This window comes from Streptomyces sp. PA03-3a, from assembly GCF_033792735.1.
In the GTDB taxonomy this organism is placed as follows: domain Bacteria; phylum Actinomycetota; class Actinomycetes; order Streptomycetales; family Streptomycetaceae; genus Actinacidiphila.
The window spans coordinates 12,270-37,662 of record NZ_JARAVM010000036.1 but is presented as its reverse complement, the minus strand read 5'-3'; the positions used below and the strand labels follow the sequence as shown (position 1 = coordinate 37,662).

The following is a 25,393-nucleotide window of genomic DNA, read 5'->3' as shown; positions in this document are numbered from 1 at the left end:
ACGGTCCGTGAGGCCCTCGCCCGGGCGTGGAGGGCCAGTGGCCGTCGGCCCGTCCGCTCGACGGCGTCCGCGTCCGTCCACCGCACGGATCGTCCCGGGCCGGTCCCGGCCATGACGCCCATGACGGAGGTCACAGGCGTGGGGCGCGGCACAGGGCCGGGGCCGTGACGTCGTCGTCACGGCCCCGGCCCTGTGCCGCGCCCCACGGCGCTCCGCTCACTTCCTGAAGCCGATGTCCTGGAAGCGCGGCGTCGCGAAGCCGAAGGCGCCCGCGTTGAGGACGTCGTTGCGCAGCGCCACCAGCTCGGGGCGCTGGTAGAGGGGGATGGAGCCGGCGGCCGACCAGATGCGGGCGTCGGCGCGGGCGGCGTAGTCGCGGGCCTTGGCCGGGTCGAGCTCGCCGGCGGCCTGGTCGAAGAGCTGGTTGATGAGGTCGGTGCCGACCCGGGGGTAGTTCTGCTCGACGACCAGGGAGCCGTCCGGCGCGGGCTCGGGCTTGGCGAAGATCGGGCGGGTGTCGGTCGCCGGGAAGGGGGTGCCGGGCCAGCCGTAGAGGGCGAGGTCGAAGTCACCGGCAGCGACGTGGTCGCGGAAGAAGCTGTCGTCGGCGACCCGCTGCAGCTCGGTGCGGACGCCGATGCCCGAGAGCATGGTGGCGATCCGGTCGCCGACCGCATTGAGGGTCGCCGAGGACTTGGGAAGGACGAAGCGCAGGGTCAGCGCCTTGCCGTCCTTGCGCAGCACCGTCTTGGCCGGTTCGACGACACTGACCTCGACCTTGTGCGCGGGCGCCGCCTGGTTGCGCTCCGCGGCCCCGGCGCCGCTGCCGGCCGCTGCCCCGGAACCGGGGTCCAGGGCGGTGCGCTGCCAGCCCGCGGCGGCGAGCATGGCGCGCGCGGCCTTGGTGTCGGAGGTGCCCAGAGCGGAGCTGTGGTCGGCGTACCCGGACTGGGTGAGCAGCAGCAGATGGTTGCCGAGCGGCTCGTCGGGCAGACCGAGCGGCCCCAGCACCGCCTTGGCGATGGCCCGCCGGTCCACCGCGCGGGCCACGGCGTGCCGCACCTCCTCGTCGGCGAGCGGCCCGGTGGAGCCGTTGAGCGCGAGCTGTGTGTAGGAGGCGGCGCGCGTCCGGTAGACCGCCACGTTCTTGCCGCTCACGTCGCGGTCGACCTCCGCCACGTCCAGCGCGCCGGAGGCCAGGTCGGCGGCCCGCCGGTGCGCGGGCGTGGCGGTGAGGACCAGCTGCGACAGCTTGGCGCGGTCGCCCCACCACTTGGTGTTGCGGACCAGCGTGACGGACTTGTCGCTCGCGCTGCGCACGGAGAAGGGGCCGCCGGACACCTTCAGCGCGCGGCGCGCCCCCTCGTTGAATGCCTTGGCGGTGCCGGTGACGGTCTTGGGGTAGAGCGGGGTGAACAGCGACTGCCAGTCCGCGTACCGCTTCTTGAAGGTGACCTTCACCTCGTGCGCGTCCTTGCCGGCCGTGACCGAGGAGATCCGGTCGTACCCGGCGTTGCGCGCGGTCCAGTACGCGTCGTCGGCGCCGCGCAGCGCCTTCCACTGGGCGGTGAAGTCGGCGGCGCCGATCGCGCGGCCGTCACTCCAGACCGCCTTGGGGTTCAGTTGGTACGACACGACCTGCTGCGGCTCGGTGCGCACCACCTTCGCCGACCGCAGCAGGTCGGTGTCCAGCTGCGGGCGGCCCTGGCCGTCCAGCCGGAAGGCGGCCGGCAGGGTGGCCCCGGCGACCAGGGAGGTGGTCTCGTTCGCCCCGGCCTGGAACGCGTTCAGGGTGCCGGGGGCCGCGTCCACGGCCCAGCGCAGGGTGCCTCCGTCGCGTACCCCGTCCCGGGGCGCCGAGGCGAGGTCGGTCCCTGCGAGGGGGTCGTCCTTGCCGGCCGTGCACCCGGCGGAGGCGGCGACCACGGCGGCGAGTGCCACGGCGGTCGCGGAGCGGATCAAGGTGGCGCTGCGGGCCATGCGTGCGTACCTCCGCGAGGGGCCATGATCACGGGCGGTCTATTTGCCGCTTATCGCACCTACTGAAAGCCATTTCGCGATCCGCACGCCCTCGACACGTCGCGTGCCCCCGCCCTCCCACCCGCCCGGCGCAACGCCCTTCGCGGGCTCACGCGCCCGAGCACCGCAGAGCGCCCCGCACGGGTGCGCGGCCTTCGGGGGAATCGCGCGCCGCGGCGCGTTCGCACCGGGCGCGCGCCACCCGTAGGTGGGAGAATCCCTGCAGATCTCTTCCCAAGCGCGACTGTGACGCGCGACACTCGCTTGGCGCCAGCGTCGTGCACCCGCAACGTGGCGGAGGTGAGGACAGCCATGTCCCTGCAGGACGAACTTGCTTCGGTACAGCGCCGGCTGGATGAACTGGGCCGGGCCGTGTCCAAGCTGGAGCAGCACGTCGGCGACAGCCTGGACATGAGGCGTGTGCGTGCCGACACCAAGCACCTCAGCGACGATCTCGCGCTGCTGCGCGACAGCGTCGGCACCACCCCGGCCGGGCAGAAGCCGCGGCAGGAGATGGTGACGATCCCGGATACGCCGTACGACCCCAGTCTCTGGTCCGGCGCGGAAGACGAAGGGCTGGGGGCGCCGGACCGCCGAGCGCCCTAGGGAGTAGTCCTTGGCCACCGACACACAACCCCCCGCTCCACCGACTCCACCCGCTCCACCCGCGCGCCACGGCGTCCTTTCCGCCGGGCGCGCGGCCATTGCGGCACGACATCTGCGCACCGACCGCTGGTGGCTGCAGCCCCTGCTGACCGCGCTCGGCCTGAGCGCCTTCGTCGTCTACTCGACCTGGCGGGCCTTCGCGAACGCGCACTACTACGCCGAGCCGTACGTCTCGCCGTTCTACTCGCCCTGCCTGGGCTCGAACTGCGTGGACATGCCCCTCGGCGCCCGCTGGCCGCTCTTCGGCGAGTGGTGGGGGCTGTCCCCGGCCCTGCTGGTGCTGATCTTCCCGCTGGGCTTCCGCCTGACCTGCTACTACTACCGCAAGGCGTACTACCGCGGCTTCTGGGCCTCGCCGCCCGCCTGCGCGGTGGCCGAGCCGCACGAGAAGTACACCGGTGAGACGCGGTTCCCGCTGATCCTGCAGAACATCCACCGGTACTTCTTTTACTTCGCCATCCCGGTCGCCGTGATCCTGTCCTACGACGTCGTGCTCGCCTTCCGGGACGAGCGCGGGGCGTGGGGCCACATGGGCCTGGGCACCCTGGTGCTGCTGGTGAACATCGTCCTGATCTGGGCGTACACCTTCTCGTGCCACTCCTGCCGGCACATCGTCGGCGGCCGTCTGCGGCACTTCTCCAAGCACCCGGTGCGGTATCGCATGTGGACCTGGGTGGGGAAGCTCAACTCCCGCCACATGCTGCTGGCCTGGCTGTCGCTGGTGAGCGTGGCGCTCGCCGATCTCTATGTCTACCTGGTCGCCAGTGGGGCGTTCGACGATCCGAGGTTCTTCTGATGGCACAAGTCGAACGGCACGCGTACGACGTCGTCGTGGTCGGCGCGGGCGGGGCGGGGCTGCGCGCCGCCATCGAGGCGCGCGAGCAGGGCATGCGTACCGCCGTGATCTGCAAGTCGCTCTTCGGCAAGGCGCACACCGTGATGGCCGAGGGCGGCATCGCCGCGAGCATGGCCAACGTCAATCCGCACGACAACTGGCAGGTCCACTTCCGCGACACGATGCGCGGCGGGAAGTTCCTCAACCAGTGGCGGATGGCGGAGCTGCACGCCCGTGAGGCGCCGGACCGGGTGTGGGAGCTGGAGACCTGGGGCGCGCTCTTCGACCGCACGAAGGACGGGAGGATCTCCCAGCGCAACTTCGGCGGCCACGAGTACCCGCGCCTGGCGCACGTCGGCGACCGCACCGGCCTGGAGCTGATCCGCACCCTCCAGCAGAAGATCGTCTCGCTGCAGCAGGAGGACCACCGCGAGCACGGGGACTACGAGGCACGGCTGAAGGTCTTCCAGGAGTGCACGGTCACCCGGGTGCTCAAGGAGGACGAGGGAAGCGGGACGGAGGAGTCCCCCGGCGGGGGGCGCGGGGGGAAGGTCTCCGGCGTCTTCGGCTACGTCCGGGAGTCGGGCCGCTTCTTCGTCATCGAGGCGCCCGCCGTGGTGCTGGCGACCGGCGGCATCGGCAAGTCCTTCAAGGTGACGTCGAACTCCTGGGAGTACACCGGCGACGGGCACGCGCTGGCGCTGCTGGCCGGGGCCCCGCTGATCAACATGGAGTTCGTGCAGTTCCACCCGACGGGTATGGTCTGGCCGCCGTCGGTGAAGGGCATCCTCGTCACCGAGTCGGTCCGCGGCGACGGCGGGGTGCTGCGCAACTCCGAGGGCAAGCGGTTCATGTTCGACTACGTCCCGGACGTCTTCAAGGAGAAGTACGCGCAGAGCGAGGAGGAGGGCGACCGCTGGTACGAGGACCCGGACAACAACCGCCGGCCGCCCGAGCTGCTCCCCCGGGACGAGGTGGCCCGCGCGATCAACTCCGAGGTCAAGGCCGGGCGTGGCTCCCCGCACGGCGGGGTGTTCCTGGATGTGTCGACCCGGCTGTCCGCCGAGGTCATCCGGCGCAAACTGCCGTCGATGCACCACCAGTTCAAGGAGCTGGCGGACGTCGACATCACCGCCGAGGCCATGGAGGTCGGCCCCACCTGCCACTACGTGATGGGCGGTGTGGACGTCGACCCGGACACGGCGGCGGCGACCGGGGTGCCGGGGCTGTTCGCCGCGGGCGAGGTGGCCGGCGGCATGCACGGCTCCAACCGGCTGGGCGGCAACTCGTTGTCCGACCTGCTGGTCTTCGGGCGCCGGGCGGGCCTGCACGCGGCCGAGTACGCGGCCGGGCTCGCCGGCGCGCGTCCGGCCGTCGTGGAGTGGCAGGTCGACGCCGCCGCCGCCGAGGCGCTGCGGCCGTTCAGCGCGGAGGCCGGGGCCGTGCCGGACGGCGTCCCGGAGAACCCGTACACGCTCCACCAGGAGCTGCAGCAGACGATGAACGACCTGGTCGGCATCATCCGCCGGCAGGGCGAGATGGAGGAGGCGCTGACCCGGCTGGACGCGCTGCGGGTGCGGGCCAGGCGGGCCGGCGTCGAGGGGCACCGGCAGTTCAACCCGGGCTGGCACCTCGCCATCGACCTGCGGAACATGCTGCTGGTGAGCGAGTGCGTGGCCCGGGCGGCGCTGGAGCGCACGGAGTCGCGGGGCGGTCACACCCGGGACGACCACCCGGAGATGGACCGCCGTTGGCGCAAGCTCAACCTGGTCTGCGAACTCTCCGATCCGGCCGACGCGTTCGGCGAGGTGTCGGTCGGGCGGCGCGAGATGGACCCGATCCGGCCCGACCTGCTCGCGCTTTTCGAGAAGGACGAGTTGCTCAAGTACCTGACGGACGAGGAGCTGGACCGGTGAGCACGTACACGGCGCACTTCAGGGTCTGGCGCGGCGACGCGGACGGCGGCGGGCTGCGGGACTACCGGGTCGAGGTCCACGACGGCGAGGTGGTCCTCGACATCATCCACCGACTGCAGGCCACCCAGGCGGGCGACCTGGCGGTGCGCTGGAACTGCAAGGCCGGCAAGTGCGGCTCGTGCAGCGCGGAGGTCAACGGCAGGCCGCGGCTGATGTGCATGACCCGCATGTCGGTGTTCGGCCGGGACGAGACCATCACGGTCACGCCGATGCGGACCTTCCCCGTGGTGCGGGACCTGGTGACGGACGTGTCCTTCAACTACGACAAGGCGCGGGAGGTGCCGTCCTTCGTCCCGCCCGAGGGCGTGGCGCCGGGTGAGTACCGGATGCTGCAGGAGGACGTGGAGCGCTCGCAGGAGTTCCGCAAATGCATCGAGTGCTTCCTGTGCCAGGACACCTGCCATGTGGTCCGTGACCACGAGGAGAACAAGAAGGCGTTCGCGGGTCCGCGCTTCCTGATGCGGGTGGCGGAGCTGGACATGCACCCGCTGGACGCTGCGCAGGAGCGGGGCCTGGACCGCAAGCGGTCGGCCCAGGACGAGCACGGGCTCGGCTACTGCAACATCACCAAGTGCTGTACCGAGGTCTGCCCCGAGCACATCAAGATCACCGACAATGCGCTCATCCCGCTGAAGGAGCGCGCGGTGGACCGCAAGTACGACCCGCTGGTCTGGCTCGGCGACAAGATCCGCCGCAGGACCTGAGCCGCCGGTTCTCCCGCGTGGTGGAGGCGCTGCTCGAAAGAGGCCTCAGAAGAGGCTGAGCAGCGCCTCTATCGTGTCCTCGCCCGTGCTGCCCCCGCCGTCCGAGGGCAGGTCCAGCTCGAACCAGACGGTCTTGCCGCGGTGGGTGCGGCGGGAGCCCCAGCGGGTGCTGAGCAGGGAGACCAGTTGCAGTCCGCGGCCGCCCTCGTCGGTGGCGCGGGCCCTTCGGCGGCGCGGCTGGGCGAGGGCGTCGTCCCATACCTCGCAGACCAGCGTACGGTCGCGCAGCAGGCGCAGCCGGATGTCGCCCTGGCCGTGCCGCAGCGCGTTGGTGACCAGTTCGCTGACGAGCAGTTCGGTGGTGTCGACCAGCGCGCCCAGGTCCCAGGACACCAGGCAGTCGCGGGCGAGCTCGCGGGCGCGGGCCACGGATCGGGGGTTGGGCTCCAGCGTCCAGTCCCCGACGGAGTCGGCGGGCAGGCCGTGGACGCGGGCCATGAGCAGGGCGATGTCGTCCTCGCCGTGGGCGGTGTCGAGCCGGGCGAGTATGTGGTCGCAGACGTCCTCCAGCGGGCGCTGGGGTTCGTCGAGCGCGGCGCGGAAGGCGCGCAGGCCCTCGTCGAGCGGGTGGTTGCGGGACTCGACGAGGCCGTCGGTGTAGAGGGCGAGGAGGGCGCCGTCCGGCAGGTCGACCTCGACCTCCTCGAAGGGCTCTCCGCCGACGCCCAGCGGCATGCCGGTGGGCACCTCCAGCATCATGGCCTGCTCGCCGGGTTCGACGAGGACCGGCGGCAGGTGGCCGGCGTTGGCGATGGTGACCCGGCGGGTGATGGCGTCGTAGACGGCGTAGACGCAGGTGGCGAGGTAGACCTCGGACAGGTCCGAGGTGTCGCCCCCCTTGCCGCGCCGGCTGCTGCGGCCGTCGCCGCTGCCGCCGAGCCCGCGGGCGACCTCGTCGAGGGCGGAGAGCACGTCCGCGGGTTCGATGTCCAGCAGCGCCAGGGTGCGTACGGCGGTGCGCAGTTCGCCCATCGCGACGGCGGCGCGCAGACCGCGGCCCATGACGTCGCCGACGACGAGCGCGGTGCGGTGGCCGGGGAGTTCGATCACGTCGAACCAGTCGCCGCCGACCTCGGTCTCCATGTTGCCGGGCAGATAGCGGCAGGCGATGTCGAGTCCGGCGGCCTCGGGGTTGCCGGGCGGGAGCAGACTGCGCTGCAGGATGAGGGCGCGTTCGTGCTCGCGCCGGTACAGCCGGGCGTTGTCGATGAAGACGGCGGCGCGCGCGGCGAGTTCCTCGGCGAGCATACGGTCGCGCTCGGAGAAGGGCTCACTGCCCTTGGCGCGGGCGAACTGGACCAGGCCCAGCACGGTGTCGCGGGCGACGACGGGCACCGCGAGGGTGGACTGCACCAGGCCACCGCCGAGTTCGCCGAGCTCCACCTCCCCGTCGCCGCCGTCGGCGCCTATGACCTGGGTCTGGGCGGTGCGCAGGGCGCCCGCCCAGGGCGAGTTGAAGGGGTAGCGGTGGACGGCGCCCACCGAGACCGGGCCGCCCGCGTGGCCGCCGTCCAGGGGGGTGACGGGCGCGTCGGAGACGGCGCTGGCGAAGGCGACCCGGCGGACCTCGCCGCTGCCGTCGGCGGTGCCGACCGGGCCCTCCTCGCCGACCAGGAGCGCCTGGTAGAGGTCGACCGAGGCCAGGTCGCAGAAGTGCGGCACGGCGACGTCGAGCAGCTCGCGGGCGGTGGTCTCCAGGTCCAGGGAGCTGCCGATGCGCCGGCTGGCCTCGTTGAGCAGGGCGAGGTTGCGGCGGGTGTGCGCGGCCTCCCGCTCGGCGCGCTGGCGTCCGGTGACGTCCTGGGCGACGCCGGCGACGCCGATGGGCCGTCCGCTGCCGCTGTGCAGCCGGTACAGGGAGATCGCCCAGCGCCTGCGGTTGTTGGTCCCGGACCCCGAGGGGACGGTACCGACGATCGTCATGTCCAGGACCGGGTCGCCGCTGTCCAGCACCTGCTTGAGGGCGGCAGTGAGCCGGTCGGCCTCGACGCGGGAGAGGAAGTCGTGCGGGGTGCGGCCGCGGTGGTCGCCGGGGCTGCGGCCGAAGACGGTGGAGAAGCGCTGGTTGACGCGGAGCAGCTTGAGGTTGGTGTCGAAGAGGATGAAGCCCATCGGCGACTGGCCGAACACCGCCTGCGAGGAGGCGAGATCGGTCTCGATCTGGCGCAGCACGCGGACGTCCACGGCGATGCAGAGTGCCCCGCGCCGGCCCGTCTCGCTCCGCGAGGGCATGACGTAGACCTCGGCCAGGCCTTCCTGGCCGGCCTTGTCGCGGTACGGCACGGTGCCGATCCACTCGCGCCCGTCGAGGATCTCCGCGACCCGCTCGTGCGCCCGGGTGCGCTGGTCCTCGGGGACGAAGGCGGTGATGGGGTCCTGGCCGAGCGCCTCGGACGCGGATACGCCGAAGAACTCCTCGGCGCGCTCGCTCCACTGCTCGATCCGCCCGTCGGGGCCGAGGGAGAACGAGGCCACCCGGATGTAGTCGTAGAGGGAGCCGGGCGGACTGGACTGCCAGGCGCTCTGTGTCACGGCCTCAGCGTTCCGGGGCCCAACAACCCCCGACGGCTCATCGCTCACGCCCGACCCCTCCAGCTCACACATACGGACCGGCTGGTGCCGAGTATTCAGCATTACCCCCGTTCCGCACATGCACTTGTCGATCACAGCATCATCTCGAGGCGTACGAATTCCGCCGACGCCCCACTTCAACTACCCTGCTCCGGCCCGCCGAACCGTGCGTGACCGGTCATCCGCGGGGGCCGCCCGCGGCGTTCGCCGCGGCGGGGAGCGCGAGCTCGAACCAGACCGTCTTGCCCTGCGCGCCGTACCGGGTGCCCCAGCGCCGGGAGGTGTGGGCGACCAGGTGCAGCCCGCGGCCGCCCTCGTCCTCCTCGCCGGCGGCGCGCCGGCGGGGCGGGTCGGGCAGCGGGTCGGAGACCTCGACCAGGAGCGAGGTGCCGCGCACCATGCGCACTCCGATGGGGCCGCGGGCGTACCGCGCGGAGTTGGTGACGAGTTCGCTGACGAGCAGCGCGGTGACGTCGGTGAGCTCGCGCAGCCCCCACTGCGCCAGGGTCTCCGTCACGTTGCGCCGGGCACGGCGTACGGCGCTCGGCTCGGCCGTGAACACCCAGTGGGCCGTGCTGCCCTCCGGGAGGCCGCCGAGGCGGGCCACGAGCAGGGCCACGTCGTCGGGCTCGCGTCCCTGGGCGAGGGTGGCCAGCAGGTCGTCGCAGGCCTGCTCCAGGGAGCGCAGCGGCCGGCGGGCGAGCACCGACCGCAGGCGGTCCATGCCGACCCCGATGTCCTCGCCGCGCGCCTCGACCAGCCCGTCGGTGTAGAGCACGAGGACGGAGGAGTCGGGCACGTCGAGCTCGACGGACTCGAAGTCGACGCCGCCGACGCCCAGCGGCACCCCGGCCGGGGACTCCAGCAGCCGGGCCCGGCCGCCCCCGCGAATGGCGGGCTCCACCAGGACGGGTGGCGGATGCCCGGCGCGGGCCACGGCGAGCCGCCGGGTGGAGGGGTCGTAGACGGCGTACACGCAGGTGGCCGTCCAGCCCTCGGCGGTGCCCGCGGCGAGGTCGTCACCGAGGTCGTCGACGCGGCGCAGCAGTTCCTCCGGCGCCATCTCCAGCGCGGCCAGGGTCCGCACGGCGGTGCGCAGCCGGCCCATCGTGGCGGCGGCGCGCAGCCCGTGGCCGACGACGTCCCCGACGACGAGGGCGACCCGCCCGCCGGCGAGCGGGATGACGTCGAACCAGTCGCCGCCCGCCGCCGCCCCGCTGCTGCCGGGGACGTAGCGGAAGGCGAGGTCGACACCGGGCGGCTCGGGCACGCTGCGCGGCAGGAGGCTGCGCTGCAGCATCAGGGCGCCCTCGCGTTCGCGGATGTAGAGGCGGGCGTTGTCCAGGGCGGCCGCGGAGCGGTCGCACAGTTCCATGGCGAGCTCGACGTCGTCCTGGTCGAAGGGGTCCCGGCCGCCGGCGCGGCTGACGACCAGCAGCCCGAGGACGATGCCGCGGGCGCGCAGCGGGGCGACCAGCAGCGAGTGGATGCCGAGGTCCAGGGCGGCCTGCACCTTGGGGTCGCCGGGGAAGGTGGCGACGGTGTCGCGCAGTTCGTCCGCGCCGCGCACCAGGGCGGGCCGCGCGCTCTGCAGCACGGAGCCGAAGACCGACGCCCGGTCCACCTCGATGACCTTGCCGATGCCGATCATCCGGTCGACCAGGGGGCCCTCCTCGATCGCCCCGATGCCGAGCTGGCGCATCCGCGTGCGCTCCCCGTACGGGGCGCCGGGCAGCTCCCCGCCGTCCGGCACGGCCGCGTGCAGGATCACCCCGCTGTAGTCGCTGAACCGCGGGACGACGGTTTCGGCCAGCTGCTCGGCGATGCGCCGTACGTCCAGCAGGTCCGCCAGGCGCGAGCCGACGTCGTTGAGCAGTGCCAGCCGGCGCCGGGTGCGCTCGATCTTCTCTGCGCTGTGCTGGCGCTCCGTCACGTCCATCACGCTGCAGCTGATCCCCAGCACCCGGCCCGCGCGGTCCTCCAGCCGGTGGTACGACACCGAGCGCCAGCCGCCGGACGGTCCGGGCACGACGACGTCGATGACCGGGCGGCCGGTGGCCAGCACGTGCCGCTGGAGGGTGGTGAGCTCGTCGGCGGCTCCGGCGGTCACGATCTCCTCAACGCGGTGGCCGAGGGTCTGCGCGGCGGGGACCTCGTTCATCCGCGTCAGGGCGTCGTTGACACGGACGTAGCGCAGCTCGGTGTCGAAGATCGCGACGCCCAGGGGCGAGGAGTCGAAGAGCGAGTCCAGTGCCGCCAGGTCGTGCTCCATGCTGCGGATCCGGCTGGTCTCGGCGATCGACACCAGGACGAAGGACCGGCCGTCGCCGTCCACGAGGAGCGAGGCCCGTGCCTCGACCCGCACCCGGTGGCCGTCGCGGTGCCGGACGCCGAGGACGCCGTCCCAGCGTCCGGTACGCAGCAGTTCGGCCAGGATCGGCTCGACGGGTCCGGGGCGCTGCGCGGAGGCCGTCCGGCGCCCGGCGGGCGCGGCCTTCCCGGGCCGCCCCGCCCGTACGCCGTCCTCGGCGGGGTCGATCAGGGCGGAGACCCGGCGGCCCACGATGTGCTCGCCCGACCAGCCGAGCATCTCCTCCGCGAGGGGGCTCCAGAGCAGGACCCTGCCCGAGGTGTCCAGGACGACGACGGCCGGCCGCAGGGTGTCCATCAGGGTGCCGGAGGCGGTGGGCGCGCCCGGCGCCGGTCCCGCGGATCCGGGCCGGAGCCAGGCGTGGGCGCGCTCGTGCGCGGCCGGGGACTCGGGGTGCCCCGGGTCCTCGCCCTTCGCAGTGCCGTCCTCGCTCCCGCTCACGTGTGGGGACCCCAGACCAGTGCAGGGCCGGCCGGCTCGGGGCCGGGCGACCGTCTTCGGATCAATCCCCACATACCCGATATTCCGCGCCACATATCCGTCCTGGCGTGCCGCGGGGGCGGTCCCGGGCCGTCCGCGCCGCGGTCAGCCCCGGGCCGGGTCCTGGGCGGCGGCCCGGGCCGCCGCCCAGGCGGCCGCGGGACGGTCCTGGTCGAGCCAGTCGACCTCGTCGAGGCGGTCGGGGGTGAGCCATCGCAGCTCGTCGTGGTCCTCCAGGGGCCGGGGCTCCCCGGAGAGGATGCGCGCGGTCCACACCTGCAGGACGTAACCGGGCTTGAGCGGCCATTCGCCGGGGACCCGCTCCAGCGCCTCGGCCTCCACACCCAGTTCCTCGCGCAATTCCCGGATCAGCGCCTGCGGCGCCGTCTCACCCGCCTCGAGCTTGCCGCCGGGCAGCTCCCAGCGCCCCGCCAGCTCCGGCGGCGCGCTGCGCCGCGCCGCGAGCAGCCTGCCGCGGTCGAGCACGGCCGCGCCGACCACCACCGTCACGTCGTGCGTCGTCATGGGCGGCACCCTATCCGGGGCGGCCGTCCCCGGCGGCTTCCGCGGCCGCCGTCGCCGGCGGCCCCGGGGGGGGCTTGCGCGGCTGACGGCTGGGTCGTGTCGTCACATGCCCTCCCCCGGCCTTCGGCCGGGGTGCCCCCACTCAGCGGCGCCTGGCACGGCACTCCCCCAGCTCCGCTGGGAAGTGCCCCAACGCTGCGTTGTCGCATCGTCCGAGGAGCCCCCTACGAGGACGATCCTCCGCCTTCCGATGCACCGCACCTGCGTCAGCCGGGGGAGCTCATGTGACGACAAGGCCTAAGAGGCGCGCCGGTCGATGCGCTCGATGAGGTAGAGCTGCTTGTGGCCGCGCGCGTCGAGGGTGTCGGCGACCTGTTCGGCCTCCTGCCGGGTGGCGTAGCGGCCGACCCGGTAGCGGTTGCCGTTGTCGTCCTGGCGTATGACGACCCAGACCAGCTCGCTCATCGGATCTCCTCCAGGTGCGCCACGTTGGCCCGGTCGTCGTCCTCGCCGCTCGGGGCGCCGGCGAACCAGGCGTCGAGGATCTCCCTGAGCAGGGGCTCGCTGGTCAGACGCAGGCTCAGGGCGAGGGCGTTGGCGTCGTTCCACTTGCGGGCGCCGTCCGCGGAGTACGCGTCGGCGCAGAGGGCGGCGCGGACGCCGGGCACCTTGTTGGCGGCGATGGACGCTCCCGTGCCCGTCCAGCAGCACACGACGGCCTGGTCGGCGCGGCCCTCCGCGAGGTCCCGGGCGGCGCTCTCCGCGCTCCAGGCCCAGTCCTCGCGGTCGCCGGCGCGCAGGGCTCCGTGGGCGATCACGGTGTGGCCGCGGCGGCGCAGTTCGTCGACGAGCAGCCGCGCAACCGGCTCGTCCATGTCCGAGGAAACGGCGATGCGCATATGCCGGAGCCTACGCCCGAACGTGACGCGCCGGACACGTTCGGGCAGTATTCGACTCGATCGGGCCATGTTCGATTGGGAGTTGACTCAGAAGGGGCTCTTGTCCGCGCCGTTCGCGCATCGGCGTGCGCCCCGGCGCCGCCCCACACGGCCCGCGCACCTCCGGCACCGCGCCGGCACCCGGCCCACCAGCGGGCTTGCCGGCGAGGGCGCACAAGGGGCGCGGCCCGCGGTACGGGCCCGGACCAGGCCGCCCCACCCCGCCGGAACCGCCCGGCGTCCGGGCGGGGTCACTTCACCGGCATCCGGTACGACACCCGGTAGCGGTCGGCCGGGATGACGAGGTCCGCCGTCTCGACGGGCAGACCGGACGCGTAGTAGGTACGGCGGATCTCGATGACCACGTGCCCGGGCACCCCGCCCAGCACCGCGGTCTCCTCCGCGAGCCCGGGCCGGGCACCGACGTCCTCGGCCACGTTGTCGACCACGACGTCGAGCGCGGCCATGCGCTCCACCACTCCCTGCCCGGCCAACGGGCCCTCCTCCGGCAGCAGGACGGGCGAGCGGCCGGTCACCGACAGCGGCTCCCAGGAGGTGGCGAGCATCATCGGCTCGCCCTCCGTCCGGTAGAGGTAGCGCGTGCGCATCACGCGGTCGCCGGGCTTGATGCCCAGCCTGTCGGCGATGCGCGCGGTGGCCGTGTCCTGGAAGCTGTTGGACTCCCAGGTGCCCTTGAAGCCCTCGTCGGCCTGCTCCTGCCGGAACGGCGTCGCCTGGCCGCTCCCCGGCCGGTAGCCCGTGCGCACGACCAGCCGCGGGTCGGGGCGCTCGCGCACGTACGTGCCGGAGCCGGACCGGCCCTCGACGAAGCCCTCGGCCATCAGCACCTTGCGGGCTTCCAGGGCGACGGTGTCCGACACCCCGTACTCCGCGCGGATGCGGGCCTGCGACGGCAGGCGGGTGTGCGGAGGGAGGCTGCCGTCGAGGATCTTCCGGCGGAGATCCTCGGCGACGCGCAGGTACGCGGGCTGCTCACCGAAAGGCACGTGCCCCTCCCTCGGGTTGACTGTGTGCAACAGCTTGACAACTCAGGGTTGCCACCCGCAAGCCTTCCGCAAGGCTTTACCCGTGTCGCGTCACCCGGGCAGCAGATCGAAGGCCGCCAGAACCACCCTCGCGTGCTGCTCCGCCTGCTGACGCACCGGGATCCAGCGGGCCCGGTGCGCCGTCTCGTACGCCTCGCACCACTCCGCCACCAGCCGCTCCAGCAGTTCCCGGACGGCGGCCAGCGGGACGGGCGGGAGCTCGGCGGCACGGACCACCCGCAGCAGCATCGCGGCGGCGCGCAACGGCAGTCGCTGCGCGTAGATCTCGACACTGCTGACCCGGGCCCGGGTCATCGCGGGCAGCGGCGGAGCCGCCGCCGTGCGCAGCGCCGGGTCCCAGTCCGCGGCGAGCACCGGGCCGACCGCGACGATCTCCTGCGCGGCGCGCAGCAACGGCCCGCCGTCGTCGGGCAGGTGCGGCCGCACCTGCCCGATGAGCCCGCCGACCAGCAGGCTGGCACTGCGCAGCGCCTCCCCCGCCGTGCGCAGCGCGCGCTCGGCACTCGGATGCGGCGAGGTGTCGGCGGCGCGGTCGCACGCCCACATGGGCACCTCGGCGATCGCGGTGACACCGCCGTACCGGTGGGCGTACGTCCAGGTGGAGTTGGAGGCGTCCTCGCGCGGGCCGCCCGGCGGCGGCAGCACGTACACGCCGGGGCCGGGGCTCGGCCAGTGGAAGGCGTCGGAGGACCCGGCCTCCAGGGGGATGTCGAACTCGGCCGCGGACTTGGCGATCCGCTCCGCGAGCCGCGGGATGTCCCGGGTCACCTGGATGAAGGTGCCGCCGACGTCGATGCCGTGCAGCGAGCACTGCAGCACGGGCCGCAGCTCGTCGATGACCCCGATCAGCGCCCGGGTCTCGGGCAGGGCCCCGTCCAGCGTGCCGTCGTCCGGCAGCCACTCGGGCTGCTCCGCGGCGCGCGGGCGGAAGAAGTGCCGGTAGTGGCCGAGCATGGTGAACCGGGCGTCCGGGACCGCCTCGTTGAGCCGGGCGCCGTCCGGGTCCGCGCACAGCAGGAAGTGCCAGGCGGCGTCGGTGCCGTCGCGCAGCACGGGGTCGGCGGTGATCCGCCGGGCCAGCACCAGCGCGGTGGCGCCGCCGACCATCTCGTTGGCGTGCGGGCCGGCCACCACCAGGACGTTGCGGGAACCGTGCCCGACCGAGAGCAGCAGCAGCGGCTCCCCGGCACGGGACAGGCCCACCGTCCGCAGCCGGCAGACGTCGGGACGGCGGAGCGCCAGGGCCCTGGCCGCCGCGGCGACCTCGTCCACGGTCGGGTAGCGCTCGCCGACAGCGGTCTCCCCCGGAGATGTCATGCAGCCCCCCGCATCGGTCCCTGTGGTCAGGTTCGGATTGTTCCAATCCGTACGGAGCCGGGGCTAGGCCCTGTCGTCAAAGTGGCTCCCCCGGCATGCGGCCGGGGGAGCCACTTCGACCACGGGGGCCTCGAGCGCGTCGGGCGGCGGTCCGGCCCGGCACGACGGAGGGGTACGGCCGCCGACGCGGCCGTACCCCTCCTGCGCTCGGCGCGTGTCAGTGCCGGCGGGCGGCCTGACGGCGACGGGTCGCGAGGACCACACCGCCACCGGCGGCCAGCAGCACGGCCGCGGCGGCCGAGAGCATGCCCACGTTGCTGCTGCCGGTCTCGGCGAGGTCGCCCGAGCCGCCGTTGGGGGACTCGGAGGTCTCGGCCTCGACGGACTCGGACGGCGCGGCCGAGGCCGGCGCCGACTCCGAGGCCGGGGCGGTGGCCGAGGGGGTCTCGGTCGCGGCGGGGGTGGTCTCCTCGCCGCCGGCCGGAGTGGTCTCGTCACCGGCGGGGGTGGTCTCGTCGCCCGAGGGGGTGGTCGGGGTGGAGGTGGCGGGGGTGGACGGGACGGTCTGCGTGGTGCAGTCCTTCGTGCCGCCGTTCCACCAGGCGATCTTCTTGTCGCCGATGACCGCGTGGTTCGGGCCCTCGGGCAGGTCGCCGTGCTCGTAGCCGTCGTTGGCGTCCAGGACGCCGTCGTACTTCTTGTTGCCGTAGTACAGGTCGACCTGCGCGAAGCAGGTGACGTCCGGAACGGCCACGTCGAGCGTGTCGGTGCCGGTGGTGATCTTCACGGTGTCCCAGTCGTGGAACACCTGCTTGCCCGAGGTCTGGAAGGTGGGACCGTGGGTGCGGTAGGAGGCGAGGGACACGGTGCAGGACGCGGAGCCGTCCGCGACCCGGACCTTGACGTGGACCTTGCCGTCCTCGCCGGGCTTGAGGTTGACGTCGTCGACCTTGACCGACGGGTACCAGGCCGTGCCGTCGAGCGAGAACTCGCAGCGGTCGGTGGAGGTCTTGGTGCCACCGCCGTGGCCGGGCTGGTACCCGTGGTGGCCGCCCTTGTCCCAGCCCTTGCCGCCAGGGCAGTCGCCGGCCCAGGCGGAGGTGGCCCCCATGGCGGAGAGGGCGACGGCCGCGGCGCTCACGCCCAGCAGCCGTCCGACGGTGACACGTCGCGATATGGACATGCAGAACCCAATCTTGGCGTTGCGTGGCCCGGCGGGCGCGGCTGACGGCGGCTCTCCCCGTATGTGAGCAGGCCGAGGCGTCACCGGGCGAGTGGTCGAAGTGCACACGGGGCTCATCGGCCCCAGTGGCACCACGCATCGTCGTGGCTCTGTCAATGGGCTGTCAACCTGGGGCGACGCAAAGACTCGTGACCGAGGTCTCGATCCGGCGCACCGCGGCCATGGCGCCGAAGGCCAGCACCCGCACCAGATCGGCGTCGTAGGGGTCCGGATCGGCGATCCGCCAGGCCTCCGCGTCCGCCTCGGTGATCCGGTACGGGGCGAGGGCGGCGAGCAACGCCAGCCGGGCGCCGGGCCGTTCGGCGGCGGGCACCCCGGCGAGCGCCGCGGCGGTCCGGTCGCCGCCGAGCGGCTCGGGCGTACCGTCCCAGGCGTCCACGGCGGCCACCACCGCCTCCCGGGCGGCGTCGCCGAGCCGTCGCCCTCCCACGGCGGCGGCCCGCCGCAGCGCGGCGAAGGCGGTGCCCACCGGGGCGTCCTCGGCCCACTGCGGCGCGGGCCCGGCCGGACCGCGCAGCAGCGGCAGGCTGGCCCCGGGCGGCAGCGGCCTGCGGACGGTGCGGGCCAGGGCCCGGCCGCCGAGGCTGCGCACCAGCCGCAGCCGCTGCAGCCCGCCGGGCAGCAGGTCCTCGGTCAGCAGCGCGGACACCATCCGGTTGACGAAGTGGAAGGCGAGGGCGGTGCCGACGAACTCCGGCGCGTCCCGCGGGCCGAAGGGGCGCTCCGCGGCCGCCGGACGGCCGGGGGCCGCGGTCGCCCTGCCCCAGGCGACCAGCGCGGCCCGGCGGGGGTCGTCGGGCGTGCCGCCGCGGGCGACGGTCTCGGCGAGGCGGTGGTCGCCGGTGGCGTGCAGCAGGACGGTGTGCGCGTCCACGCAGAAGGGGCAGCGGTTCGCGGCCGACACCCCCAGGGCGACCAACTCCTTGTCGGTGCGCGGGACCCGGCCGGCGAGCAGGGACTCGCGCAGCACCGCCCAGGCCGCCGCGAGCAGGTCGGGGGCGGCCGACAGCGCCACGAAGGTCGGGGCGTGGCCCACGCCGAAGTCGGCGGCGAGTTGGGCGTAGACCTCGGCGGTCCGGCCGGTGGCGTCGCCGGGCGGCGCGGGAGTGGTGAGACGGAAGGGCGTGGCCATGGCCGGGCCTCCTCGCTGGACGGCTCGTGGACGGTGGTGTTCGCGTCGGGTCGATCGTGGCCGCCCGGGGGCCGTCCGGTCGTCGTCCGGGGGAAGGGGTCCGGCACTGCTCCGGGCACCGGGGCCGCGGGCGGGACTACTCCACCGGGAGTAGCCGCGGAGCCGTCTTCGGGGAGGACGTGCCGCCCGGGGCGGCGGCGTAGGGTGCGGGCATGGGTGGCACGCTGATCGGGCGTCAGGGGTTGGCCGGGCTGCGGGGGTGGCGGGGCGTCGCCTTCGACACGGTGATCGGCGTCGTCCTCGCCGTCGACGTCCTGCTGCTGCCCGGGGTGCCGCGCCCCGCGAACGCCCTCGACCTCGCGCTGGGCCTGGTGGGCGCGCTGGCGGTGGCGGGGAGCCGCCGCCGGCCCGCGGCGGCGCTGCTGCTGTGCACCGGCTGCATGCTGGCCTACGCGCTGCGGGTGCACCCCGGCCCCTCGGCGGCGTTCCCCGTGCTGGTCGCGATCCACATGGCGGTCAGGGCGGGCGGGAAGCGGCTGCCGGTGCAGTTGTCGGCGCTGGCGTTCCTCGCCGGCTATCTCGCCTCCGGGCAGCCCGCGCCCACGTCGGCGCAGTCCACCGCGCTGCTGCTCGGCTGGTTCCTGGCCTCGGTCGCCATGGCCGTGGTGGGCCGGCACCGCCGGGCCTACCTGGAGCAGCTGGAGCGGCGCGCGCTGGACGCCGAACGCACCCGCGAGGAGGCGGCGTTGCGCCGGGCCGGCGAGGAACGGCTGCGGATCGCCCGGGAACTGCACGACTCGCTCACCCACAGCATCTCGATCATCAAGCTGCAGGCCGGGGTCGCCGTCCATCTGGCCCGCAAGCGCGGCGAGGAGGTGCCCGACGCGCTGCTGGCGATCCAGGAGGCGAGCGGGGAGGCGATGCGGGAGCTGCGCGCGACCCTGGAGGTGCTGCGCGGCACCGGGGGCGGCCACGGGCTGGACCGGATCGAGGACCTGGTCGAGCGCTCGCGAACGGCCGGGCTGCCGACCGGCGTCACGGTCGGCGGACGCGAACGGCCGCTGGACGACGCGGTCGACCGGGCCGCGTACCGCATCGTGCAGGAGGCGCTCACCAACGTCGCCCGGCACGCCGGGCCGGAGTCCCGGGCCACCGTCCGCATCGAGTACGGCGACCGGGAGCTGGTGGTGCAGGTCGACGACGACGGCACGGCGGCCCCCGGCGACGGCCTGGTGCCCGGGGTCGGGCTGACCGGGATGCGGGAGCGGGTGACCGCGCTCGGCGGGCGGCTGCGGGCCGGGCCGCGGTCCGGGGGCGGCTTCTCCGTACGGGCCGAACTCCCCCTGGACCCCCTGCCCTCGGCCGACGCCGGGACGGCGGCCGGGGCCGCCGGGGCGTCGCTGGAGGAGGTGTCGTGATCCGCGTGCTGATCGTGGACGACCAGGCGCTGATGAGGGCCGGTTTCCGCGCCCTCCTCGACGCCGAGGAGGGCATCGAGGTGGTGGCCGAGGCGGGCGACGGGCAGCAGGGCGTCGAACTCGCCCGGCGGCACGTGCCCGACGTGGTGCTCCTCGACGTCCAGATGCCCGTGCTCGACGGGATCGGCGCGACCCGGCTGATCGTCGCCGATCCCCGGCTGGCCGGGGTGCACGTGGTCATCCTCACCAACTACGGCCTGGACGAGTACGTCTTCGACGCGCTGCGCGCCGGAGCCAGCGGCTTCCTGCTGAAGGACACCGAACCCGCCGACCTCGTCCAGGCCATCCACGTCGCCCGGCGCGGCGACGCGCTGCTCTCCCCCGCGATCACCCGCAGGCTGATCGGCGAGTTCGTATCGCGGCCGCCCGACGCCACGCACGCGGCGGGCCTGGAGGCGCTGACCAACCGGGAGCGCGAGGTGCTCGCGCTCGTCGCCCGCGGGCTCGCCAACGACGAGATCGCCGGGCGGATGGTCATCAGCCCGCTGACCGCCAAGACCCACGTCAGCCGGGCGATGACCAAGCTGGGTGCCCGCGACCGCGCCCAACTGGTCGTCTACGCCTACGAGTCCGGGCTGATCACACCGAAGGGTTCGCCGCAGCGACCGTCGTGGCCAGCCCCAGCGCCTCCCGCGCCCTGACCGCCTCCCCGTGGCCGCTGTGCGCGTCCGCGTCCTCGTAGTGCTCGTAGTAGGCGTCCGCGTCCTTCGCCTCGGCGGCCTTGGCCCAGTGGGCGCGCGCCTTCCCGGCCTCCGCCGCGAGCGCGGCGACCGGTTCCGCGGCGCCGGCCGGCCAGTCGTGGGCCCGCAGCGCCCGGGCCTCCACGGCGAGGGCCACCGTGACCTCGCCGGCCCACTTCCGGTAGCCCTCCAGGTCGTCCTCCACGTACTCCTCCTCCGGCCCGGCGGCCATGGCCTCGTTGAGCGCGTTGGCGGCCTCCAGATAGGCGACCTGGTGGGCGTCGAGCGTGCTCGCGTCCTGCCGCAGGGAGCCCTCGAGCGTGCCCTTCTCCTTGCCGAACACGCAGGTGACCTGGCGGTCGCCGAGCTTCCAGGTCTGCCGGTCCGGGGCGTAGTAGTACACCTTGACGTCCGCCGGCACCGCCCAGGCGTCCATGGCGTAGCCGTCGGCCAGCCGCTGGCAGCGTTCCTCCACGCGGTCCCGGAGCGCCGCGTCGCCCGGGTAGGCCTGCGACCCGGGCAACCGGAACGTCCCGACCACCTCGGCGGTGTGCCTGCGCGCGCAGGGCACGGTGTCCATGCCGGCGGCCGGGGCCTGCAGGCCGCCGCCGGGGGTGTCGAAGCACTCGCCCCGGCGCAGCGAGAAGGCGCCGCCGTCCCGGGCCCCTTCCCTGGCGCCCTCCTTGACGCCCTCGACGAAGGCGCCGACGCCGCCGACGAGCACGAGCGTGCACAGCAGCGTGCCGACGGCCGAGAGCACCAGCCCGGTCACGGCCATGCCCTTGCCGCGCGCGCCCGTCCGCCCGATCTGCACGAGCGCGATCGCCCCGAGCACGACCCCCACCACCGGCACCATGCACAGCAGCCCGGTCACCAGCGCGGCCACGGCGAACCCGTTCAGCGGCGCCCGCCGCGGCGCGGGCGGCAACGCGTTCGGCAGCGCGGGCTGGTGGGGGTACGGGGGATACGGCGGAGGCTGCACGGAACGGCTCCTCACGAACGGGCGAACGTGGCGAACGGCCGCGCGAATATATCCCGGCCCCGGGCCCGCGCCGTCGGCGGCCACCGCTAGGGTTCTCCGGGTCGGGCGCCGGCACCCGAAGGAGAAGCACTGTGCCCCCTGAGGCGGCCGGCACGTTCCGGACGACACCGCGCAGCCGCGCGATCGACCCGAGCCGTCAGGGGGCGGGCGCATGACGACTCGACGGACGGTGGTGGCCGCGGGGGCGGCGCTGCTCGTGGCCGGATGCGCCTCGCGGAGGCCGCAGGAGCGGCGTGAGGCCGCGGAGGGCCCGGTGCGGACGGACACCGCCCCGCTGCAGCGGCGCTTCCCGCTGCTGGGGCGGCTCCACGGTGCCCACTGGCTGGCGTACGACCTGGTCGCGGGCAACGACGGCAGGTCGGTCCCCGGTCCGTCGGACATCCGGGTGGTCGGCATCGCGGCCCTCGCCGAGGGCCGGGTCGCCGCGCTCACCGCCCGGCGGGACTTCCGCCCTGCCGGCCCGCCCGTGCTCCCGGGCCGTCTCGCCACCCTCCTCCCGGCGGACGCGGGGTGGCTGCACGGCGGCTCCTTCGACGCGGAGATCACCGCGGACGCCTACAGCGGCTCCTTCTTCCTGTCCCGGTCCCGGGGGCTGGTCTGCTTCGACTGCGTCAACCCGGTGGCCGCCGCCCCGTCGCCGTGACCGGAACGGGGAGTCAGGACGTGCAGAGCGTCCGCTTCAGCACCTCGTTGACGGCCTTGGCCTGCTCCTCGGTGACCTGGTGGTCGGCACTGCCGAAGCGCGACTGCGCGGCGGCCACCGCGTTGCCGCCTCCGTTGATGGTGGCGCACTGCTGGCGCGCGTTGGCGACGGCCTTGTCCGCGTCGGCGGCCAGGGCCGGGTCGACGGCCTTGAGCGCGGCGAGGAGCGCCGCGCGCTCGACCCCGGTCGGCTCCTCCGGGATGCCCTCGCTGATGTCCGGCACCTTCGAGCCGGGCGCCCCGGTGGACGGCGTGGCGCCGCCCCCGGGCCTGCCGCCGGCGTCGCCGGTGCCGGAGCTGCAGGCGGGGACCGCGAGGAGCACGGCGGCGAGGAGCACTGCGGTGCTGAGGCGAGTACGCATGCCCGCCATGGTGGCCCGCGGCACGCCCGGCCCCCGCCGGTGCGCTGTTTCCGTCGCCGTGCTGTGACCTACGGAAGGACGCCCAACGCACCGTCACCCCGCTGAGGGCGGAGCGGATCGGCGCGCCGGCGATCTCGGCACACCGAAGCAGGGCTCCGGTGCTGCGGCGCAAGGGAGATCACACCGCCACGAGCCGGACGCGATCGCCGCAAGACTCGACCATGTCGTCGACGTCGGAGGTCGGCATGGCCACAGGGCGGTGCGGTCGCAGCGCGGGTGCAATCCGGTGTCCATCAGCAGCTTCGAGGCCGCCCTCGCCTCCTCGTCGCCCACCGGGACGACGCGCGATCCGGAGAGGACCGGTTCAGGCGGGACGTGTTCGCACGCGCGGGACGGCCTCGATGATGGAGAGCTTCCATGTGCCCGCGACGCGCCACGCGGCACGCAACCCGGCAGGGGAGGAGCAAAGGGCCCGACTCCGAAGAGTCGGGCCCTTCCTGACCCTCGTGTCCACCAGATCAGCGACGTGGTGGTACGTCAGTCGATCAGACGTTGAAGCGGAACTCCACGACGTCGCCGTCCTGCATGACGTAGTCCTTGCCCTCCATGCGGGCCTTGCCCTTGGCGCGGGCCTCGGGGATGGAGCCGCACTCGACGAGGTCGCCGAAGGAGACGATCTCCGCCTTGATGAAGCCCTTCTGGAAGTCGGTGTGGATGACACCGGCGGCCTCGGGCGCGGTGGCGCCCTTCTTGATCGTCCAGGCGCGGGCCTCCTTGGGCCCGGCAGTGAGGTACGTCTGCAGGCCGAGGGTGTCGAAGCCGACGCGCGCGAGGGTGGCCAGACCCGGCTCCTCCTGCCCCATGGACTGCAGCAGCTCCAGGGCCTCCTCGTCGTCCAGCTCGATCAGCTCGGACTCGATCTTGGCGTTGAGGAAGATCGCCTCGGCGGGCGCCACCAGGGCGCGCTGCTCGGCCTTGAACGCCTCGTCGGTCAGCTCGTCCTCGTCCACGTTGAAGACGTAGAGGAAGGGCTTGGTGGTCAGCAGGTGCAGCTCGTGCAGGAGGCCGGCCTTCTCCGTGCCGGCGGTGATGCCGGCGGAGAACAGGGTGCGGCCGTCCTCGAGGATCTGCTGGGCCTCCTGGACGGCGGCGAGCACCGCCGCCTTCTCCTTCTGCAGCCGCGCGTCCTTGGTCAGCCGCGGCAGGACCTTCTCGATGGTCTGCAGGTCGGCGAGGATCAGCTCCGTGTTGATCGTCTCGATGTCGTCCTTGGGGGACACCTTGCCGTCGACGTGCACCACGTCCGGGTCGACGAAGGCCCGGATGACCTGGCAGATGGCATCGGACTCGCGGATGTTCGCGAGGAACTTGTTGCCCAGGCCCGCGCCCTCGCTCGCGCCGCGGACGATACCGGCGATGTCGACGAAGTCCACGGTCGCCGGGAGCTTGCGCTGCGAGTCGAAGATCCCGGCGAGCTTGTCCAGGCGGGGGTCGGGGACACCGACGACGCCGACGTTGGGCTCGATCGTGGCGAACGGGTAGTTGGCCGCCAGCACGTCGTTCTTGGTCAGGGCGTTGAACAGGGTCGACTTGCCGACGTTCGGCAGGCCGACGATTCCGATCGTGAGCGACACGTGACGACTTCCCAGGGCGAGAGGTGGGTGGAATGGGCCGCCGCGCCCGGGCGGGGCGACCGGCGGACCGATCCACCAGTCTACGGAACGCACCGGCCCTCGGGCGGGCCGCGCCCCGAGCGGCCCCCTCAGGCGGTGAAAAGTCGTGTCCTGCCCCCGTTTTCCCCCTCTCCGGCGCCTACGTTGGGTGCGTGGAGCAACACAGCGCGCGCACACCCCACAAGAACAGCGGTGCCCCCACCGCCGCCTCCCCGCTGCCGCGGCCGGCCCGCCCGCAGCGCCGCCCGCAGGGCGCGACAGCCGTCCGGGGCGGTCTGCCCCGGGGGCCGCTGCTGCTGCGGGCCGCCCGGCTGCGCCGGACGGAGCCCCGGCTGACCGGACTGGGGACGGGGGTCTTCATCACGCTGGCCGCCCTCGCCGGAGGCGCCGCGGACTCCCTGATCACCGGTGAGCCCGGCACCCTCTTCGGGGTCGTCTTCCTGCTGGCCTGCCTCGCCGCCGGCCTCTTCGTACGGCCGTACGACCTGTCGGCGGCGCCGGTCTGCGCGCCCATCGCCTTCACCATCGCGCTGGCCGTGACGGCCGACGGCGAGGGCGGGGGCTTCACGGGCCATGTGATGGGCCTGCTGACCGGGCTCGCCACCCTGACGGGCTGGCTGTACGGGGGCACGGTCGGTGCCGCGATGATCGCGGCCGGGCGGAAGGTGGCCTATGTGATGCGCGAACGGCGCCGCTGAGCGCCCTCCGCCCCCCGGCCCCGGAGAGGCCGGGGGGCGCCCGAGAGGGCACCGGTCCCCGGCCGTCTCCCGCCGGCCGCCGCGGTCAGGAGCGGACCGCGGCCGCCGCCATGCCCGCGCCCACGATCCCCGCGTTGTTCTGCAGCGCGGCCGGCACGATCTCGGCCCTGATGCCGGTCAGCAGCGGCAGGAACTTGTCGGCCTTGCGGCTGACCCCGCCGCCGAGGATGAACAGCTCGGGCGAGAAGAGCATCTCGACGTGGGCCAGGTACTTGTCCAGGCGCTTGGCCCAGTGCTCCCAGGTGAGGCCCTCGTCGTCCTTCGCCTTGGTGGAGGCCTTCTTCTCGGCGTCGTGGCCGTGCAGTTCCAGATGGCCGAGTTCCGTGTTGGGCAGCAGGTTGCCGTCGACGAAGACGGCGCTGCCGATGCCCGTGCCGAGGGTGAGCACGATGACCGTGCCCTTGCGGCCGCGGCCCGCCCCGTACTCCATCTCGGCCATGCCCGCGGCGTCCGCGTCGTTGAGCAGGGTCACCGCGCAGCCGACCTTCTGGGACAGGAGCCCCGCGGCGTCCATGTCGATCCAGCCCTTGTCGACGTTCGCCGCCGTACGCGTCATGCCGTGCGTCACCACTCCGGGGAACGTGGCCCCCACCGGGCCCGTCCACCCGAAGTGGTCGACGACCTGCTTCACGCACTCCGCGACGGCGTCGGGGGTCGCGGGATGGGGGGTGAGCACTTTGAAGCGCTCCTCCGCCAGTTCACCACGCCCGAGGTCGACCGGGGCACCCTTGATGCCCGATCCGCCGATGTCCACACCGAAAACGCTCATGCCCCAACGCTACGACGTGGCACGG

Annotated in this window: 22 protein-coding genes and 1 pseudogene; 8 read left to right on the top strand and 15 right to left on the bottom strand. The window is 73.8% G+C overall.

Features of this window, described 5'->3' with window-relative positions; genetic code table 11:
* Positions 1-216 precede the first annotated feature (216 nt).
* On the bottom strand, positions 217-1,980 hold the full coding sequence (locus PV342_RS32925) for an ABC transporter family substrate-binding protein (protein ID WP_500319886.1): 1,764 nt from the start codon (positions 1,978-1,980) through the stop codon (positions 217-219).
* A 351-nt stretch (positions 1,981-2,331) separates the two neighbouring features.
* Here PV342_RS32925 and PV342_RS32920 point away from each other — a divergent pair, with 351 nt between their 5' ends.
* The 4 genes from PV342_RS32920 to PV342_RS32905 are packed head-to-tail and all read left to right on the top strand — an operon-like array spanning position 2,332 to position 6,200.
* Positions 2,332-2,625 (top strand): Rv0250c family protein, encoded by a 294-nt coding sequence (locus PV342_RS32920; RefSeq protein ID WP_018561431.1) that lies wholly within the window; start codon positions 2,332-2,334, stop codon positions 2,623-2,625.
* Positions 2,626-2,635: 10 nt separating this feature from the next.
* Positions 2,636-3,481 carry a succinate dehydrogenase subunit SdhC gene (gene sdhC, locus PV342_RS32915; RefSeq protein ID WP_500319885.1) on the top strand — a complete coding sequence of 282 codons (846 nt, stop codon included), beginning with the start codon at positions 2,636-2,638 and terminating at the stop codon, positions 3,479-3,481.
* The gene (locus PV342_RS32910) at positions 3,481-5,436 is read left to right on the top strand and encodes a fumarate reductase/succinate dehydrogenase flavoprotein subunit (protein WP_386994163.1); all 1,956 of its coding nucleotides are present in this window, start codon (positions 3,481-3,483) and stop codon (positions 5,434-5,436) included. The genes sdhC and PV342_RS32910 overlap by 1 nt, the downstream gene beginning before the upstream one ends.
* Positions 5,433-6,200, top strand: a complete 768-nt coding sequence (locus tag PV342_RS32905) for a succinate dehydrogenase/fumarate reductase iron-sulfur subunit (protein ID WP_400798737.1) — start codon at positions 5,433-5,435, stop codon at positions 6,198-6,200. The genes PV342_RS32910 and PV342_RS32905 overlap by 4 nt, the downstream gene beginning before the upstream one ends.
* A 45-nt stretch (positions 6,201-6,245) precedes the next feature.
* Here PV342_RS32905 and PV342_RS32900 read toward each other — a convergent pair whose 3' ends face one another.
* The 9 genes from PV342_RS32900 to PV342_RS32860 all read right to left on the bottom strand — a co-directional run bounded on the left by PV342_RS32900 (position 6,246) and on the right by PV342_RS32860 (position 17,904).
* Complete coding sequence (locus tag PV342_RS32900) at positions 6,246-8,864, bottom strand: SpoIIE family protein phosphatase (RefSeq protein WP_386994167.1); 2,619 nt, start codon at positions 8,862-8,864, stop codon at positions 6,246-6,248.
* Positions 8,865-9,009: 145 nt separating this feature from the next.
* Positions 9,010-11,643 (bottom strand): SpoIIE family protein phosphatase, encoded by a 2,634-nt coding sequence (locus PV342_RS32895; protein ID WP_500319883.1) that lies wholly within the window; start codon positions 11,641-11,643, stop codon positions 9,010-9,012.
* 144 nt (positions 11,644-11,787) lie between these two features.
* Entirely contained in the window at positions 11,788-12,207 is a 420-nt protein-coding gene (locus tag PV342_RS32890; RefSeq protein WP_400798743.1) for a (deoxy)nucleoside triphosphate pyrophosphohydrolase, read from the bottom strand.
* A gap of 297 nt (positions 12,208-12,504) precedes the next feature.
* Entirely contained in the window at positions 12,505-12,672 is a 168-nt protein-coding gene (locus PV342_RS32885; RefSeq protein WP_018561424.1) for an SPOR domain-containing protein, read from the bottom strand.
* Complete coding sequence (locus PV342_RS32880) at positions 12,669-13,106, bottom strand: RpiB/LacA/LacB family sugar-phosphate isomerase (protein ID WP_329185935.1); 438 nt, start codon at positions 13,104-13,106, stop codon at positions 12,669-12,671. The genes PV342_RS32885 and PV342_RS32880 overlap by 4 nt, the downstream gene beginning before the upstream one ends.
* A gap of 290 nt (positions 13,107-13,396) precedes the next feature.
* On the bottom strand, positions 13,397-14,152 hold the full coding sequence (locus tag PV342_RS32875) for a GntR family transcriptional regulator (RefSeq protein WP_018561422.1): 756 nt from the start codon (positions 14,150-14,152) through the stop codon (positions 13,397-13,399).
* Positions 14,153-14,242: 90 nt separating this feature from the next.
* Entirely contained in the window at positions 14,243-15,529 is a 1,287-nt protein-coding gene (locus PV342_RS32870) for a M14 family zinc carboxypeptidase (RefSeq protein ID WP_400798749.1), read from the bottom strand.
* A gap of 217 nt (positions 15,530-15,746) precedes the next feature.
* Positions 15,747-16,712: an LAETG motif-containing sortase-dependent surface protein gene (locus PV342_RS32865; protein WP_400798752.1), complete on the bottom strand. Its 966-nt coding sequence runs from the start codon at positions 16,710-16,712 to the stop codon at positions 15,747-15,749.
* Positions 16,713-16,875: 163 nt separating this feature from the next.
* The gene (locus PV342_RS32860) at positions 16,876-17,904 is read right to left on the bottom strand and encodes a carboxymuconolactone decarboxylase family protein (protein ID WP_500319880.1); all 1,029 of its coding nucleotides are present in this window, start codon (positions 17,902-17,904) and stop codon (positions 16,876-16,878) included.
* Between the two features lie 212 nt (positions 17,905-18,116).
* On the opposite strand from PV342_RS32860, the gene PV342_RS32855 reads away from it, so the two are divergent.
* A complete protein-coding gene (locus PV342_RS32855; RefSeq protein WP_500319878.1) occupies positions 18,117-19,322 on the top strand; it encodes a sensor histidine kinase in 1,206 nt (401 codons plus the stop codon).
* A complete protein-coding gene (locus PV342_RS32850; RefSeq protein WP_500319876.1) occupies positions 19,319-20,023 on the top strand; it encodes a response regulator in 705 nt (234 codons plus the stop codon). Before PV342_RS32855 ends, PV342_RS32850 begins: the two co-directional genes overlap by 4 nt.
* On the opposite strand, the gene PV342_RS32845 is transcribed toward PV342_RS32850, so the two are convergent.
* Positions 19,962-21,044 carry a DUF4190 domain-containing protein gene (locus PV342_RS32845; protein WP_500319875.1) on the bottom strand — a complete coding sequence of 361 codons (1,083 nt, stop codon included), beginning with the start codon at positions 21,042-21,044 and terminating at the stop codon, positions 19,962-19,964. The two genes, PV342_RS32850 and PV342_RS32845, sit on opposite strands and share 62 nt — an antisense overlap.
* Before the next feature lie 211 nt (positions 21,045-21,255).
* Between PV342_RS32845 and PV342_RS32840 the strand changes: the two genes are divergently transcribed.
* A complete protein-coding gene (locus PV342_RS32840) occupies positions 21,256-21,747 on the top strand; it encodes a hypothetical protein (RefSeq protein WP_500319874.1) in 492 nt (163 codons plus the stop codon).
* A gap of 13 nt (positions 21,748-21,760) precedes the next feature.
* Here the strand turns inward: PV342_RS32840 and PV342_RS32835 are convergent, their stop codons facing one another.
* The 3 genes and pseudogenes from PV342_RS32835 to ychF form a co-directional block, all read right to left on the bottom strand.
* Positions 21,761-22,168, bottom strand: a complete 408-nt coding sequence (locus tag PV342_RS32835; protein ID WP_500319873.1) for a hypothetical protein — start codon at positions 22,166-22,168, stop codon at positions 21,761-21,763.
* A gap of 178 nt (positions 22,169-22,346) precedes the next feature.
* Positions 22,347-22,587 (bottom strand): annotated as a pseudogene (locus PV342_RS32830) (DNA-binding protein); the annotation flags it as partial.
* 126 nt (positions 22,588-22,713) lie between these two features.
* Entirely contained in the window at positions 22,714-23,802 is a 1,089-nt protein-coding gene (gene ychF, locus PV342_RS32825) for a redox-regulated ATPase YchF (RefSeq protein WP_018561413.1), read from the bottom strand.
* A 191-nt stretch (positions 23,803-23,993) separates the two neighbouring features.
* Here ychF and PV342_RS32820 point away from each other — a divergent pair, with 191 nt between their 5' ends.
* Positions 23,994-24,539: a DUF6542 domain-containing protein gene (locus PV342_RS32820; RefSeq protein ID WP_361007409.1), complete on the top strand. Its 546-nt coding sequence runs from the start codon at positions 23,994-23,996 to the stop codon at positions 24,537-24,539.
* A gap of 85 nt (positions 24,540-24,624) precedes the next feature.
* Here PV342_RS32820 and ppgK read toward each other — a convergent pair whose 3' ends face one another.
* Positions 24,625-25,368: a polyphosphate--glucose phosphotransferase gene (ppgK, locus tag PV342_RS32815; RefSeq protein WP_329185945.1), complete on the bottom strand. Its 744-nt coding sequence runs from the start codon at positions 25,366-25,368 to the stop codon at positions 24,625-24,627.
* Between the last annotated feature and the right edge of the window lie 25 nt (positions 25,369-25,393).